Raw genomic sequence first — 14,638 nt, 5'->3', positions numbered from 1 at the left:
GGATGATCTGAACGGATGCGTGTCAGATCTGCAGAATCGGATCATCATCGAAGCGGCCCACCAGCTGGCTGTCGAGCAGCTCCTCGGTGATGGCCTCGATGCCGGTCTCGATGGCCTCCTGCGCGGCCTGGCACACCAGGTACGACAGCGGCTTCATGTAGCCGCCGGTACGACGGTGCAGGTGGGCGGCGAGCTTGAGCAGGTCGCCCGGACGGTGCTGGTGCAGGCGCAGGTCCTGATCGAGGGCCTTGACGACCTGGTGGAACAACTCGTAGTCGTCTGCGCTGTAGGGGATCGGGGTGACAGCCAGGGTGGGGATGCCGCCTGCGCCGCCGCCGTCGGGCGGTGCGGGTCGTTTGCCGCGCCGGGCCTCGTTGACGATCTCGCGGGCGCCGGGCCCGCAGTAGACGAAGGAAACGTTGCATTCGGCGGCGAGGTAGCCGAAGTAGTCGAAGGCCGTCTTCAGTTCGGAGTTGTCCAGCCGGTCGATGCCGTCGACGAGGACCAGGCGGGTGCCGCGGGTCTTCATGACGTGGCAGACGGGTCCGGTCATGTCGGTGCTGCGCTGGCTGGTCTCGGGGTCTTTGGTGTGCTTGTGGCCCAGGAACTCGGCGAACGGGACCGACATGTCCAGCCTGCTGCTGGGGGCCAGCGGGGTGTTGATGTGGATGACAGGGATCCGTTTGGGGTCGGCGGGCAGCCGGTCGCGGATGAGGCCCTCGTAGGCCCGGCCGATCTGCCGTAGCACCGTGGTCATCCCGGTCTCGCCCGGTCCGTCGACGGCCAGGTGCAGGGGCCCCTCGCTGCGGGGGCCGCCCACCAGCCATAGTCGCCGTGCGACGGCGACCGCTTTCGTCAGGGCCGGTGTCTGCACGGTGCGCATGGTGGCGTGGTAGAGGATGCGTGGGTCGTCGAGCCCGAGGGGGTGTTCCGTTTGCGGGCAGGCTGCCAGGTCGGGCGGGTCGATGACGCGGTCGAGCTGGGCCAGCCAGCCCGGGTGGGTCGTCGGCGGCAGGAACCGGCTGGTGGCGTCAGGGGTTTGAGGGAAAGCCATGGCATGCGTCCTTGGAGACAGTCGGCGGTGGCCGGCGCTCGGTATCCGCGCCGGTCACCGCTCGCAGACGGGGAAGGAGAGCTAGGACTGTTCGACGGAGGCGTGGCCGCGGCCCTCGCTCGGCTGGGGTGGGCCCGACGGGCTGGCCGGCAGCGCGAGACGCACAGCCGGCGCGTACAGCTCGCGCGGGTCGACGTCCATGACGGGCAGGCTGGCCACGCTGTGGTAGGCGGGGGCGGGGATGCCGCGATAGGGGTCCTGCACCGGCGCCGGTGAGACCTGCATGCCGCGCTCGACGGGGACCGGCCCCGGTACGGCAGTGCGGGAGGGGCCGCGGCCGGCGCGCTCCAGCAGGGAGCGCACCAGGCGGGCGATGGCGGTCTCGTCGCGGGTGTGGCCGCCCTTGTCGAGGTGGGCGGCAGTGGCCTGGTCCCAGATGTGTTCGCTCCAGGTGTCGCCGATCAGCCGCTGGTAGACGAATTCGGCTTCCGCCCAGGCGCCGTTGTGGTGGTCGTCGAGCCAGACCTTCTCCGGCTGGTGGGGGTGGTAGCGCACCGGCCACCGCTGTCCCTTGCCCGGCCAGCCGGAGCGGGCGTTGCGGTAGCCGTTCAGGGCGCGGCTGTCGTAGGTGCGGTTGTTCAGGCGGATTCCCTTGTCGGTGACCTGCGCCCAGGCGGTGGGCAGCAGCCGCAGCCGGTCCTCGGCGCTGAGACGGAGGGGGACGTAGCCGCTGCTGGCGACGTGGGCGGCGAACATCTGGTTGGGGGTGCGCGGCGGCATGGACGGCAGGAACGGGTTACGCAGTTCGCTGTGCGGGCGCTGCTGCCAGCCCAGGGCGATCCACTGCTGCAGGAAGTCGTTGATCTGGTCGATGCGCCACAGCCGTTCCTTGGCGACGTTCTTGCCGCGGTGGGTGAGGTCCTTGCCGGTGTAGCCGGGCAGGAACTGGCTGAAGAGGCTTTTGATCGAGCCGAAGGTCCGCTCGATGATCGCCTTGTGGGTGGGGGAGTAGGCGCAGGCCGGGCGTACGGAGATGCCGAGCTGGGCGCAGGCGTCCATGAAGGCACGCCCGGCGAACACCTTCCCGTTGTCCATGATGATCATCTCCGGGATGATCACCGGCCGGGCTGCCGCGCCCTCCATCCGCTCGTCGGCCTCCACCAGCTGGGCGTAGGGCAGGTCGGATTCCTTGGCGCTCGCCTTGAGCGACCAGTGCGGGCGCATCGGCTGCGGGGTGCACATCTCGGCCAGCAGGAGCAGGGCGTCCACGGCCTTGGTGGCCCGCCCGCCGTGACGGCGGGAGGTGGTACTGGTTTTGGTGCCGCTGGACTTGGGCCGGATGACCGCGGCCAGGACCGACCGGCTGACCACGTCGATGGCTGCGGTCAGCTCCAAGGAGACGATGCGTCCGGTCTCGTCCACGCCCAGCATGTCCAGCGAGGTGGTGTCGATCTGCACCTGCTCGCCCGGCGCCGTGGCCATAGCCAGCGTGAACGGCGGTTCGGGGCGGTGGCTGCCGTCGCCGCGCCGGGCGGCTGCCTGCTTTCCGCAGACGATCCCGAGCCGGTCCAGCAGCCGGTAGAACGTCGCCCGGGAGGGCATCAGCTGCTCCGCCTTCTTCTTGAACTTGCGCACGCATGCCCTCCTGAGCAGCTCAAACAGCCGTGACCTGGTCCCGATGGACTTCTTCTCGTGCCGCTTGTGCACCTTGCGCAGCAGCTTGACGACCTGTTCGTCGACGCGGCCGTGCCGGCTTGGGCCGCGCACCCGCCGCTTGTCGACCAGCCCCCACACGCCCTGTTCCAGCCAGGCCAGCCGCTTGCGTTCCACCGTGGCCGCCGACACCGGGTGATGCGCGGCGCGCAGTTCGGCGGCCTTGGTCGCATACCGGTCCCGCAGGGTGGTGTGCTCGGGGTCGTAGCAGGGGCGCGGAGCAGTGCCCGGGGCGGCGAATCCGGGCAGTCCCGTGTGCACTTCCAGCACATGGTCGAGCCAGAAGTCGACCTCCTTGCGGGCCTCCTTCGTTAGCCCCTCCAGCAGCTCCGCGCCGCCCAAGGGCCGGCGCGCGGACGCCGACGGCGGGGCAGGGCCGTCGTCTGAGGCCGGCGCGTCCAGCACGCGGAAGCCAGGGGAGCGGTGCAGCGTGTCCAGCAGCACGACGGCGTCCTCGCCGTCGGCGTGCTGGCTGAGCAGGTGCACCTTGATGCCCTGCAGCGCCGTCACCAGATACGTCTCGCCGTGCCAGTGCACGGCGCTGCCCACCGCCACGACATCCGGCCGAGCCGGTGCGTGTACCGCCATCAGCGCACCCCCTGCGGCGACCACACCAGGGAGCGCGCCGGCACGAACGGGGTGCTCCAGTCGATGAGGAGCTCGCGCATCCAGACCAGATGCAACGCCCGGGCCACCGTGGCCAGTTCGGGCAGGGCACTCGCTGTCACCCCGTCGGTGAACGGGCGCGGCCGGGCGAACACCTGGTGCAGGACGCGCGCGGTGTCCACATCGGCCAGCCGCGCATGCCGGTAGCGGGCCAGCCGCTGCCGATTCGCAGCCGCGGCCGTGTCCTCGGCGTCCGGATGCACCCGCACCTCCCAGCCGGCCTGTTCGCCGGCCGCCTCCAGGAGCCTCGATGCCTCCTCCCAGTCGCCCGCGGCCCGCTGCGAGGTCTGGCACACCAGCAGCCGCGCGCGCCCGTCGGCCAGCCGGGCGAAGAAGTCCGGCACGTACCCCTGCTCGCTGTCCGCCCAGGCCAGCCGCACCGGCCAGCCCGTGAACGACACCACCTGCGGATCGAACTCCAAGGAAAGCGCCGCCTCCAGGGCACCCAGGGTGGCGCAGCCCGCGAGGCGGGCCTGCCCGGCCGGCCGCCACCAGGTGGCGATCGCCCGCCGGCCCCGGTACCGCGTCGGTCTCCACACCTCGGCCCGCTCCTCCAGCCGCTCCTGACAGACCTGGCTCACGGGTCTTTTCAGCAGCCGCCCAGCGGGGGACAGGAACTGCGCCCACACCACCTCAGCCACGCTCAACACCTCTCACAATGCGACAGCACGGATATCGCCCGTGTGATCGATCCGGGCGATGCCGATCACCGTGGCCGCCCACTGCGCCTGGAGAAAGCGATCCGGGTCGAACACCCTCGAACGAGCGAGCGCGCGCCGCGCCCGCGCGCCGTTCGATCACACGGGCGAACCGGCCGTTGTACCAGGTGAACCCGTACCGACAAGGCCGGGAAAGGGGGGCGCAGGACAACACCCGGCGCGCGCCTCGCTCGAACGGAGCAGATCTCCGGCCCACGTCCGCGGCATCTGTGCAGGTCGGCGCCCAACGGAACGTTCTTGCGTGTGACGCATGCGCTTTGCAGATTCCTGCATGCTGCGCTGCCAAGCGCATCTGCTGTGACCAGCAGTGCCGCATCCGGACCAAGCACCAGTGGGGGGCCGACCCAATCGTGGACGGACTGTTCGACCTCGACGCCATCTCAGAGCCCGGGCCGCCGCCCGGCGGCCTGCCCCTGCCAGCGCAACGGCGCAGACTGCGCTGCCAGTCCGGATTGTCCCTGCATCAGATCGCCGACGCCTGCGGCGTGAGCGAGGACACCGTCCGCGCCTGGGAACGGGGGAGTACCACCCCACGCGGCGACACTGCGGCCATCTACGGGCATCTGCTGGTTGCCCTGGAAGCCCGGCAGGAAGGTACTGCCGGGCCTCACCCCCTGCCGGCCCAGGCACCCGACTGGGCCGCGCTGGGCGTTCTCCGGCACGAGATCCCCACCCGGGAGGCAGCCCACGCACCGTGCCGCCGCTGCCAGCAGCCCACGCAACACCGTGTCGGCGGCCACCCCCAGCACCTAGGCACCAGATGCCCCGCACCTGAAGTCGACCGGGCCCTGCCGGCCTCACCCGCATCCCGGCCAACGCCTGCATGGCCAGGAGCCAGCACTCCTGCGCCGCCGCAGCAGCAGCGGCAACCGCTCGAGGCCCGCCCCACGGTGCGGCTGGCCTATCCGCCGATCAAGGCCAGAGGCATGTCCGACGGCCCCCTGGCCGTCCTCGAAGCCGGCCCGTCGGGGCTGATCGCCCGCCTCGCCGACGGCCGCACCTTGACCTGTCCCGCCGATGACTTGCACGGGCTGCTGGCCTGGGCAGTGAACACCCCGCTCGGCGCCGCCCCCGTCCGCCGCGAAGCCCTGCCACCCGGCCCGCTGCTGGTGCTCACCGGCACCGCCCGCGCCCGCCTGGCGCTGCCCGCCGGCCTGCCCGACCTGCCCGCACGGCATCCGCGCAGCGACCACCCGCTGCTGCAGCAGGCCCGCGCGATCGGCTGGCAGACCGACGCCGACGGCCTGGGCCCCTGGACGCGGCTGCACCCCAGCGCCGGTGACCCCGCCTGCGACAGCGTCCACCTCGCCATCACCGACTGGGGCGCCCTGCACCACGACGCCTGGAACCTGCCCGAACGGCTCACCCCCGGCGAACTCGCCGCCGTCCTGGGCCAGTACGCCTCGCTCGTGCGCACTCCGCTGGGCCCCCCGGGCGCCTGCGGCCACCAGCTCATGCGCGACCTGCGCCCGCCCGCCCACCGCCACACCGCCACCGGCGCCCAGCTGACCGCGGGCGTGCGCGGAGCACTGACGATGCCCGTCGACCCGGCCCCCTGCGAGGCCCCGCCCGGACACCAACTGGCCAGCCACCGCGCCGAGCAAGACGCCCTCGCCGACACCGACATCGACTGGTGGCGCCATCCCGCCCCCGACGAAGCCGACCGCGTATACGCGGTGTGCCTGGCGGTGAACCTGCTCCACCTCGCCGGCAGCAACGAGATCCGAGTCGCCGACGGGCCGGCCCACCACTTCCACCACCCGCCCTTCGACCCCAAACGACCCGGCAGCTGGCTCGTCGACCTCTCCGCCGTCCCCCAACACCCCCTGCTGCCCCCGGCCTTCGCCGGCACCGGCCTCGCCTGGCACACCACACCCGCCGTCGCCTACGCCGCCCTACGGATGGGCGCAGCACAGCTACAACCCGTCCGGGGCTGGCTGCGCCCCGGGCCGACTGGCCCGTACCTGTCCCCCTGGTACGACCACCTGCGCTTGGCCCGCCTGACCGTCCTGGAACGCCTCGGCATCACCGCCACCCTGGAGATCCCCGACCTTCTGGCCGCCCTCACCGACCTGCCTCAGGCCGACCCTCTGCAGCGGGCCTTGCTGCACGCCCTGCACACCACCGCCCAGGGCGCCTTCGAGGCCCTGGCCCAGCCGCCCGACCAGGCCGCACTGGCCGCCTGGCCCAGCCCCAAGGAGCCCTCCTGGCGTCCCGACCTGCGTGCCGCAGTCGTCGCCAACGCCCGTGCCAACCTCCACCGCAAGCTCGCCCGAACATCCCGCAGCGGCTACTGGCCCCTCGCCGTCGCCGGCAGCCACATCGTCTACGCCACCCGCACCCCGCACCTGACCGAGATCACCGACACCCCTTACAGCGACTTCAAGATCGGCATCTCGCCCGGCCACGTCCTTCCCGTCGCAGTGCGCCCGCTGCACTGGTACACGGCCCGCTGCGCCGAGGGCACCAACCCCGCCCAGCTGCTGAAAGACACCTGCCCGTCATGGTGAACGCCCAGCCCGCCCACGGTGTCCAGTGCCCGCACCGGGCGGGCGCCTCCTTCTCACCCCGCGGCAGACACCGGCCGGCCCAGCCGCCAGTCAAGGCACGAGGCGTCCTCCAGCGCCCCTCGTTCCGGCAGGCCGCAATGCGGATCCATCACCGGCAGATGCCCCCTCCGGTAGCCGGGCGGCGGCGCCGGCTGGGCCAGCCGGTCCACCACCGGCGCGGTGATGCGATGCTGCAGCGTCCACTGGCGCAGCATCCGGTAGCCACCGTGCTCCATCGGGCCGGGCATGCCCAGCCGCTCGCCCACGAAGGCGATCCAGCGCTTCGAGACCCAGCCCGGTGCATCGCCTGCGAACTCCCGGCCCCAGTGCCGCTGCCGCTCGTACACGGCCATGGCCTCGGCGACGATGACGGCCTCCGGATAGACGACCAGCGGCACCGCCCACCGCTGCCGCCCCGTGCCCAGCACCTCCTCCCGGCCCGCCCAGAGCGTTTCCGAGCCCATCTGGCGGCCCTGCCACCAGGCCGCGGTCACCTGCAGCGCATCGGCCAGCAGCGCCCGCGCGTACGGTCCCACCCGCTGCTGCAGCCGCACCCGGCGCCGATGCGCCCGCACCACTTCCTCAAGCCCGGCCAGAGAGACCTGGGCGGGGCCGCCGCCAGCAGTGCTGCGCAGCCACCGGCCGTGGCGCACGCACACCTGCCACGGATCGCCGCCGGCCAGCACCACCGGGGTCACGAGGTCATCGTGCCGGGTCAGGCACGCCGCACACGGCTCGAGCGGCGTCCACTGCCCGGGCCAGGGCTTCACCCGCACCGACGGGCGGCGGCCGCCACCGGTGCCGGCGGCCAGCGTGGGCAGAGCGCGGCACAGCTCCTGCGGCGTGCGCCAGGCCATCACCGCCAGCCGCGCGGCGGCCTGGTCACCCAGGAACACCTCCTGCGCCCACGGATCCAGCTCGCGGGGCGGCCGGTGCGCTCCCGCCTCCCGCAGCACCTCCTTCACGGGCAACTCGTTGAGGTGGGCCAGCCGCAGGACGAAGGAAGCCGCCGCCTCACCCGGCACCGGCTCCACCCCCACCAGTTTCGGCACCGCCTCCATGCCCATGCCCGCCTCCCGCATCCCCAGCCCGGCCCCCGCCTGGCCCTTCACCGCGGACAACGACCAGCACCGACCCCGGTAACCCCCGGCAGGAGACCACCCCCACCGTGCCGTTGCCCAACACCTCCGTCTCCCACGCGCTCGACCTCGCCGACGCCCGGCACTGGACACGACAACCCCCCAAGCGCCCCGCCACCCGCCTGCGCCACCTGCTGCGCCAGGCCAGCCCCAGCGTCCTGGCGCCACGCCTGTTCGCCTACCCCCACACCCTCACCCGATGGGCCGAGGGCGACCTCGACGACCTCACCTCCGCCCAGGCCACCCTCATCGAGCGCGAGATCCACCGCACTTGGCAGCCGGATGTCCGCCGCCGTGCGCATCAGCAGATCCTCGACCACGGCGGCTGCGTCACCGCCCAACTCCACGCCCGTTTCGCCTACACCACCCTCAGCGGCGAATTTCACGACCCCCGCCTGCTGCGCGTCATCGAGGACCTGCCCGCCCACCACGCCCGCCACCTCTTCGACGCCCGCCACCGCGACGCCGAAGAAGACGAACTGCGCCGCATCCTCGCCGACGGCATCGGCGAGGCCTACTTCTTCCGCGCCCTGCCCCCCGACCAGCAACAGGCCGCCGTGACCATCAGCGACCTGCACCTCATCCAATTCCACTACTGACCTTCCGGAACCCGCTCATGGCCCTCATCTACGCCTTCCAGGACACCAACGGCCGCTGGCACGGTGATCCCGACACCGTTCTGCTCAACCCTGACGAGCAACCCGACCGCGGCATCCTCACCTACCAGCCCGTGCCCGGCACTCCCGAAGCCCACAGCCCCTTCGCCGGGCAGCAGCTCACCGTCCTGTACGGCGTCACCGACCTCGAACCAGGCCCCGTCACCTACCAACTCGACACCGGCGGCCACTTCCAGGCCACCTGGCACGTCCACAGCCTCCTCGCCCACCCGATGGGCACCGCCCCCCTGCCCGCAGCGACCCAGGAACCAGCACCAGCCGACCCCGCACCGGCGCCCTGCCTGGAGTCCGCCTTTACCGAAGCCGACCGCCGCTACGTCCTGACCGGCACCCGATGCGCCAACGGACAGCTCACGCTGGAACTCACCATCAGTAGCGGGCAGGGCGACATCCAGGGGGAACTGTGCGGCGCCGTCACCGATGACGACCTTGCACCCCTGGCCCGCCTTCTGGACGCCGCCGCACACACCCTCGCCACCCCTGCCCCCATCCCACCGCCCCGCCAGAGCGCCGCGTGGCACCCCACGGACAGCGCCCGCCTCGCAGCCCGCTTCCGCCAGGAACGCGACTTCACCATCCTCGCTGCGGAGTTCGGCTGCACCCGCAAAGCCATCTACGAAGAACTCAAACGCCAGGGACTGATCCGCGCGCCCGGAGTTGAGCACACCGGCCGCCCCGCCAACCGGCCCCTTTCCGAGGCCATGCAGCAACGACGCATGGTCCACCCCAACTCCCACGCCCGCTGGAGCGACGAAGAGGAACGGCAACTGGCCCGACTCTGCGCCGAAGGGCTGCTGACCCCCGAACTCAGCAAGGAATTCGGCCGCAGCGAGCAGGCCATCGAAAGCCGGCTGCTGAAGATCGGAGCGGTCGGCCCGGCCGCTGACGAAGCCCGGCTCAACGCCCTGTGACCATCCATCCGCTTTTGCAAGCCCGATCAGATATCTGATCGGGCTTGCAAATGGCTGGGCGTATCGCTAACATCCTGCAGGTCACACCACCGAGGAGACACGCATGGCCGTGCTGCTGACCACGGGACAGGCCGCCGCCGAACTGGACTGCGCCATCACCACCCTGCGCCGCCTGATCCGCGCCGACGTCCTGCCGGGCCTGACCCACCGTGGTGTCCGCGTCATGCTCCCCCTCCACGTCGTCCAGGCACTCCACCAACGCGCGCACGCCCCCCTGCACCGCCTCAACGCAAGGGAAATCGCCGTCCTGCGCGTCGACGCAGCACGCCGCGTCCACGAGGACGACCGCACATGGATCGGCTACGCACCCCGCCTCGGTGCCGACGACCTTCTCAAGAGCCTGCGCGGCTGGTGGCGCTGCGACCCCGCCAGCATCGCCGCCGCCGGCATACTGCCCGTCACCCTTTCCGGATACGTCGTCGCCGTCCTGACCGGCCTGGACACCTGGCAGCGCAACGACAACGGCCGCTACGCCTTCCCCGGCGCCCGCCTGGCCGGCTACATCACTGACCTCGCCGCCCCCACGATGGAACTGCCCTCCGCCCGACAAGACGACCGCGCCGCAGCCGCCCTGCTGCTCGGCACCCGGCTGGAATCCCACTCCGGCGGCGCGATCGCCTACGTCACCCCCGACACCGCCAGCTGACGACGGCCCACGAGGAACCACAATGGACGCAACCACCTACACCGACGGCCTCGCCAAGCTGCGCACGCTGCGCGACGACATCAAGAAGACTGCGGCCGCCCTGGCCCGCCTGGAAACCCAGCGGGACAAGACCGTCACAACCCTGGCCGCACACGACAAGGCCACGGCCGAGCGGATCGCCCCCGCGGCCGGGCTCAGCATCGCCGAGGTCGTCGCCCTGGCCCCCCAGCTCGCCCCCCAGGACATCACCGCCCCCGACCCTCACCCAGCGCCCCACGCTGCGGAAAACAGCCGGCCCGATCCCCAACCCCCGGCCACCCCCGCACCAGATCCGGCGCCCTGCGCGCCGCTGAAGCAGCCGACCGATCACGGCGCACCCCGAGACCTGCCCACCCTGCCCCAGGACACCGACACCCGACGCTGGTTCACACCCACCTCAGGCCTCGTCTCCCAGTACCCCAACTTCATTCAGCAGGCCCGACCCACCGTCTTCCTGGACACCGCCACCGGGATCCTCGTCCACCGCGACCAGACCGTCCGCCTCGACCTGGGCGACCGGTCGGCCGCAGCCATCCTGACCGCCGTCTTCCACACCGTCCCCGACAGCATCCAACGCATCTACATCACCGCCGGCGCCCCCTGGCACCGCGACGCCGACCGCTACCCCTACCTCAAAGACGCCGTCGCCGCCTGGCTGAACGCCCCCACCCCCGGTTGGCGCACCGACACCGGCCGCGGCCGCGACCGCATGGCCGGACACTTCGTCCACGCCCGCAACCCCGTCGCCCGCTACCAACGCGACAACGGCGACCACCACGTCGAAATCCGCAGCGTGGGGGAGTGGTTCGACCTCGACGACACCGACCACCCCGGCATCGTCCGCGACGCCTTCCGCCTGCTGTGGGAAGAACTGCGCCGCCACTTCAGCGACGCCGTCATCATGGGCTCACCCTCCCAGACCGGCCGCGACCTGTGGACCCGCACCATTCCCCGCAGGGGCAAACACGCCGACGGCTTCCCCGTGCTGTCCGAAGAACTACGCGGGCTGCTGCACGCCACCGCAGGACAGGGCCGCAACGAACTCATCACCCCACCCCGCGTCCCCGAGCAACTGCCCGCACTGATCGAATACGACCGCACCTTCGCCTACGCCAAACACACCTGGAAATCCCCCATCGGCGCCCCCCGCCGCATCACCGGCAAGGCCTTCGCCTCCTGGTCGGCCAAGGAACAGCACGACGCCCTCTACGGCTGCGGTCACTGGCACATCCGTGTCACCGTGCCCGACGGGTGGAACCACATCGGCCTCCTGCCCGCCCCCGCCCCCGGCGAGCGAGCCTGGCACTATCCGCACGCCCCCGGCACCACCTTCACCACCTGGGCCGGCGGACCCGAAGTCCACGCCGCCCTGACCAACCCCATCCAGCCGTGGAAGATCGAAATCGTCGACGGCATCCTGTGGGAAGCAGGCAAACCCCTCGACGACTGGTCCAAGAAGCTCAAGGAGACCTGGACCAACCTCTCCGCCCAAGCCCACTTCCAAGGCGACGCCCAACAGGCCCGGGCCGCTCACCTCGCCTCCCGCGCGGTGCGCTCCATCCTCCTCTACGGCATCGGCTCCTTCGCCCAACGCCCCCGCATGGTCACCGGCACCACCCCCCGCACCGCCGAGCGGGACGTCCCACCGGACGCCGAAATCATCGGCTTCGACGACCAGCAGATCACCTGGCAGCGCCCGACCGGCTTCGCCCGCGACCCCAACGCCCACCCCGAATGGGCCGCCGCCATCTGGTCCGCCGCCCGCGCCGCCCTGCTCACCCAGTACCACCGCGACGACGACACCCACGCCGGAGCCCTGCACACCCCGCCCGGCACCGTCGTCGCCTTCCGCACCGACGCCGTCTACCTCACCACACCGCAGAACTGGCCCCACCGCCACCGGCCCGGCGACTACCTCATGAAGGGCCACCTCCCCGGCCCCGTCAACGCACCCACCAGCGAAGAAGAACTCCTCACCCTGCGCGACACCGGCCGCCACGCCCTGAACAGCACACCCGAAGAGGCCTGATGCCGCCCCACCGCCGATCCGCCCCCCAGACCGCACCCAACGAAGCCGCCCGACTCGCCGACCGCCTCCAATCCGCCGGCTACACCAAACGCGACATCGCCCGCATCATCGACCGCGACCCCTCCCTCGTCTCGCAGTTCTACACCAAGAACAAAGGAGCCGCCTTCGTCACCGCCCTGCGCGAAGTCCTCACCGCCATCGAGACCGCAGGCATCACCGAACTGACCGAACTGGCCGCCATCGCCGCTCGCCACACCCAGCGCCGCACCACCGCCTCCGGCTCCCGCGCCCGCGTCCGAAGCAAAGCCGTCCTCATCACGCCCAGCGGATCCGGAACCGGCCGCGTCGGCGCCCAGGCCATTGCCTCCGGCTCCGCCCGCCTGCGCCCACTGATCGCTGAAGCCGCTCGCCGCGGCCTGCGCCTGGCCTTCACCGTCCGCCTGGCCAAGACCGGCTACCTGCTCCCCTCCGGCAGCCGCACCGACTCACCCGGCATCCGCCGCGACGTCATCCAACGCTCCGACCACACCGAAGAACGCTCCTACGGCTCCGCCCAGACCGGGGGCTTCGACGCCGCCGACTTCGCCCGCCGCGTCAACGCTGCCGCCGGCGACGTCACCGCCGCCGTGCACCAATGGCTCGTGGAGACCGGACGCATCCGCGCAGACGCCCACATCCTCCACCTCGAGATCCGCACCTGGCGCCCACGCTGACCGACCCCGCCACACCACACCGGGCACTAACCGAACACGACGCCGTGCGAACGAACCAGTGACAGACAGCGGTAGGTTGAACACCATGGTGCTGTCGTCGGGGGAACGAGTGAGGGCCGCGATCGCCGCACTCATGCAGATGACGGGAGAAACACAGTCCGACCTCGCTTCCGCGCTCGGACTGAGCCAAGCACAGGTCAGCCGACGCCAGTCCTACACGGCGCATGGCCCCTGAAGGACTGCGACCGTGTAGCAGCGCGCTACGCCATCGAAGTACTAGACCTCATCGCCGGTCCCACCCGCGCGTGCGAACGCCTCCCACCTACCCGCCGGCGCACCCCCAACAGCAGTAACTGCCGCCCGGCCCACTCACCAGGCACTCACCGCACTACGAACCACGCAGGAGCTCAGGCCGTACCTCAGGCTCTACAACTGATCTCAGACTGCTCCGTCGGCGGTTCACATCGATGGAATCAAGCGCCTGCAGAAGGGGCCGTAAACCCGCATCCCACCGTGGGTCGCTACGCCCAGGAACTTGAGCCCGGATGACACGGGTTCACTTCAGTGCGCCGCTGACCTAGATCCTCAGTTCTCTTCCAGTGCGTGGAGCCAGGCGTCGCCGGGTGGCGGGACGAAGAAGTAGCCGCCTCCTGTGGTGAGGGTGTACTTGGCCATGGCCTCGCCTTGCAGCCTGTGCTGTACCGCCTCGAAGCCCTTCACCAAGTCACTCTGGAAGCAGGAAAAGATCAGCCCCTGGTCGTCGGGCGCCCGGTGGTAGTTGTAGCCGCGCCGGACCATCGGGGGAGGCTTGCGCCGGTCGGGTGCTGCTCGGCGTACGTGTGCGTCGAGTGGAGTGGTCTTGCCGTGAGGATCGGCGGCGAAGACGGCCCGCTCGGTGCTGGGTGTGCCGTCCAACCACCGTCCGTTCCTACGGCGACCAATGATGCGCTCCTGCTCCTGAACGGTGTCCCGGTCCCAGAAGCCGGTGGCGAGCCGGATGATCCGGATCACCTCGTAGCTGCCACCGACGGCCCAGGACGGCTCACCCTGACCGGTCCTGACGGTCGCGCGTTCGGTGATCTCGGCCGCCGTGGCGGGGTTTCCATGCCCTTCGGTGAAGTGGAACGGGTTACGGGACAGGCCTCGTCCGTCCTCGGTGCGGTTCTCGGGACGGGTGCCGTCCGCGCGCCAGCGCACCTGCTGTTGGGCCAGCGCACGCAGCGTTTGCTCGGTGGCCTGCCGCACAGCGCGGGCTGAGGATCCGGTGATGTGGAGTAAGAGGTCGCCATGTGACTGGACAGGGTCCAGTACGTCACCTGCAAACGATGGCATCCGCTTCAGGTGCCGCGGCTTGTCAGCGCTCGAGGAAAAGGCGCCTTCGCCCAGTGCCAGCCAGGCGGCGACGCTGCCGCCGTCGATCGCCGTGATGGCTTGATGTGCAGCGCGCAGCGCGTCGGCGCGTTCGCTGCCCAAGGCGATGTCGAGTGAGATGAGCTGCGCATACGGCAGCGGCGCTGCTCCGCGCAGATGGGCTGGTGCTTTGTCTTGCCCATCGGGTGAGCCGTTGGGCAGAGCTGTGACGCCGACGGCAGTGAGGCCGCCTACTCCAGCGGCCATTGCCGCCGAGGCGGTTACTGAGCTTCAAAGCGTGGTGTCGGCAAGGGCTGACGGCTCATGATCCCTGCGGTATGCCGACTGCATGAGGTATGCGCAAGGGGGCGGG

The 14,638-nt window shown here is 71.0% G+C and carries 11 protein-coding genes; 6 read left to right on the top strand and 5 right to left on the bottom strand.

Translation table 11 applies throughout. The features are described 5' to 3' along the window. Window positions 1-22: 22 nt before the first annotated feature. From ACIBNA_RS38570 to ACIBNA_RS38560, 3 genes are all read right to left on the bottom strand, one after another. On the bottom strand, window positions 23-1,054 hold the full coding sequence (locus ACIBNA_RS38570) for an ATP/GTP-binding protein (protein WP_399169918.1): 1,032 nt from the start codon (window positions 1,052-1,054) through the stop codon (window positions 23-25). 81 nt (window positions 1,055-1,135) lie between these two features. Next, window positions 1,136-3,355 carry a Mu transposase C-terminal domain-containing protein gene (locus tag ACIBNA_RS38565; protein ID WP_399169917.1) on the bottom strand — a complete coding sequence of 740 codons (2,220 nt, stop codon included), beginning with the start codon at window positions 3,353-3,355 and terminating at the stop codon, window positions 1,136-1,138. Continuing rightward, window positions 3,355-4,074: a TnsA-like heteromeric transposase endonuclease subunit gene (locus tag ACIBNA_RS38560; protein WP_399169916.1), complete on the bottom strand. Its 720-nt coding sequence runs from the start codon at window positions 4,072-4,074 to the stop codon at window positions 3,355-3,357. Before ACIBNA_RS38560 ends, ACIBNA_RS38565 begins: the two co-directional genes overlap by 1 nt. 185 nt (window positions 4,075-4,259) lie before the next feature. On the opposite strand from ACIBNA_RS38560, the gene tap reads away from it, so the two are divergent. Further along, window positions 4,260-6,662, top strand: coding sequence for a telomere-associated protein Tap (gene tap / locus ACIBNA_RS38555; protein WP_399169915.1), 2,403 nt, complete (start codon window positions 4,260-4,262; stop codon window positions 6,660-6,662). Window positions 6,663-6,715: 53 nt separating this feature from the next. Here tap and ACIBNA_RS38550 read toward each other — a convergent pair whose 3' ends face one another. Then, window positions 6,716-7,768, bottom strand: a complete 1,053-nt coding sequence (locus ACIBNA_RS38550; RefSeq protein ID WP_399169914.1) for a hypothetical protein — start codon at window positions 7,766-7,768, stop codon at window positions 6,716-6,718. Between the two features lie 101 nt (window positions 7,769-7,869). Between ACIBNA_RS38550 and tpg the strand changes: the two genes are divergently transcribed. From tpg to ACIBNA_RS38525, 5 genes are all read left to right on the top strand, one after another. Further along, window positions 7,870-8,439 (top strand): telomere-protecting terminal protein Tpg, encoded by a 570-nt coding sequence (gene tpg / locus ACIBNA_RS38545; RefSeq protein ID WP_399169913.1) that lies wholly within the window; start codon window positions 7,870-7,872, stop codon window positions 8,437-8,439. A gap of 17 nt (window positions 8,440-8,456) precedes the next feature. Beyond that, the gene (locus ACIBNA_RS38540) at window positions 8,457-9,428 is read left to right on the top strand and encodes a hypothetical protein (RefSeq protein ID WP_399169912.1); all 972 of its coding nucleotides are present in this window, start codon (window positions 8,457-8,459) and stop codon (window positions 9,426-9,428) included. A gap of 103 nt (window positions 9,429-9,531) precedes the next feature. Beyond that, window positions 9,532-10,134, top strand: a complete 603-nt coding sequence (locus tag ACIBNA_RS38535) for a DNA-binding protein (protein ID WP_399169911.1) — start codon at window positions 9,532-9,534, stop codon at window positions 10,132-10,134. A gap of 22 nt (window positions 10,135-10,156) precedes the next feature. After that, entirely contained in the window at window positions 10,157-12,202 is a 2,046-nt protein-coding gene (locus ACIBNA_RS38530; protein WP_399169910.1) for a hypothetical protein, read from the top strand. After that, the gene (locus ACIBNA_RS38525) at window positions 12,202-12,915 is read left to right on the top strand and encodes a helix-turn-helix domain containing protein (protein ID WP_399169909.1); all 714 of its coding nucleotides are present in this window, start codon (window positions 12,202-12,204) and stop codon (window positions 12,913-12,915) included. The genes ACIBNA_RS38530 and ACIBNA_RS38525 overlap by 1 nt, the downstream gene beginning before the upstream one ends. 585 nt (window positions 12,916-13,500) lie before the next feature. On the opposite strand, the gene ACIBNA_RS38520 is transcribed toward ACIBNA_RS38525, so the two are convergent. Further along, on the bottom strand, window positions 13,501-14,532 hold the full coding sequence (locus ACIBNA_RS38520) for a Dyp-type peroxidase (protein WP_399169908.1): 1,032 nt from the start codon (window positions 14,530-14,532) through the stop codon (window positions 13,501-13,503). Window positions 14,533-14,638: the final 106 nt, after the last annotated feature.

This window comes from Streptomyces sp. NPDC050164 (genome assembly GCF_044459945.1).
Taxonomy (GTDB): Bacteria; Actinomycetota; Actinomycetes; order Streptomycetales; family Streptomycetaceae; genus Streptomyces; species Streptomyces coeruleorubidus_A.
This window is presented reverse-complemented; position numbering and strand designations above follow the sequence as displayed.

Bases quoted from the DNA above. Each gene is read 5' to 3' on its own strand.
- ACIBNA_RS38570 (WP_399169918.1), bottom strand. From the start codon at position 1,054: ATGGCTTTCCCTCAAACCCCTGACGCCACCAGCCGGTTCCTGCCGCCG.
- ACIBNA_RS38565 (WP_399169917.1), bottom strand. From the start codon at position 3,355: ATGGCGGTACACGCACCGGCTCGGCCGGATGTCGTGGCGGTGGGCAGC.
- ACIBNA_RS38550 (WP_399169914.1), bottom strand. From the start codon at position 7,768: ATGGGCATGGAGGCGGTGCCGAAACTGGTGGGGGTGGAGCCGGTGCCG.
- ACIBNA_RS38540 (WP_399169912.1), top strand. From the start codon at position 8,457: ATGGCCCTCATCTACGCCTTCCAGGACACCAACGGCCGCTGGCACGGT.
- ACIBNA_RS38535 (WP_399169911.1), top strand. From the start codon at position 9,532: ATGGCCGTGCTGCTGACCACGGGACAGGCCGCCGCCGAACTGGACTGC.
- ACIBNA_RS38530 (WP_399169910.1), top strand. From the start codon at position 10,157: ATGGACGCAACCACCTACACCGACGGCCTCGCCAAGCTGCGCACGCTG.
- ACIBNA_RS38525 (WP_399169909.1), top strand. From the start codon at position 12,202: ATGCCGCCCCACCGCCGATCCGCCCCCCAGACCGCACCCAACGAAGCC.
- ACIBNA_RS38520 (WP_399169908.1), bottom strand. From the start codon at position 14,532: ATGGCCGCTGGAGTAGGCGGCCTCACTGCCGTCGGCGTCACAGCTCTG.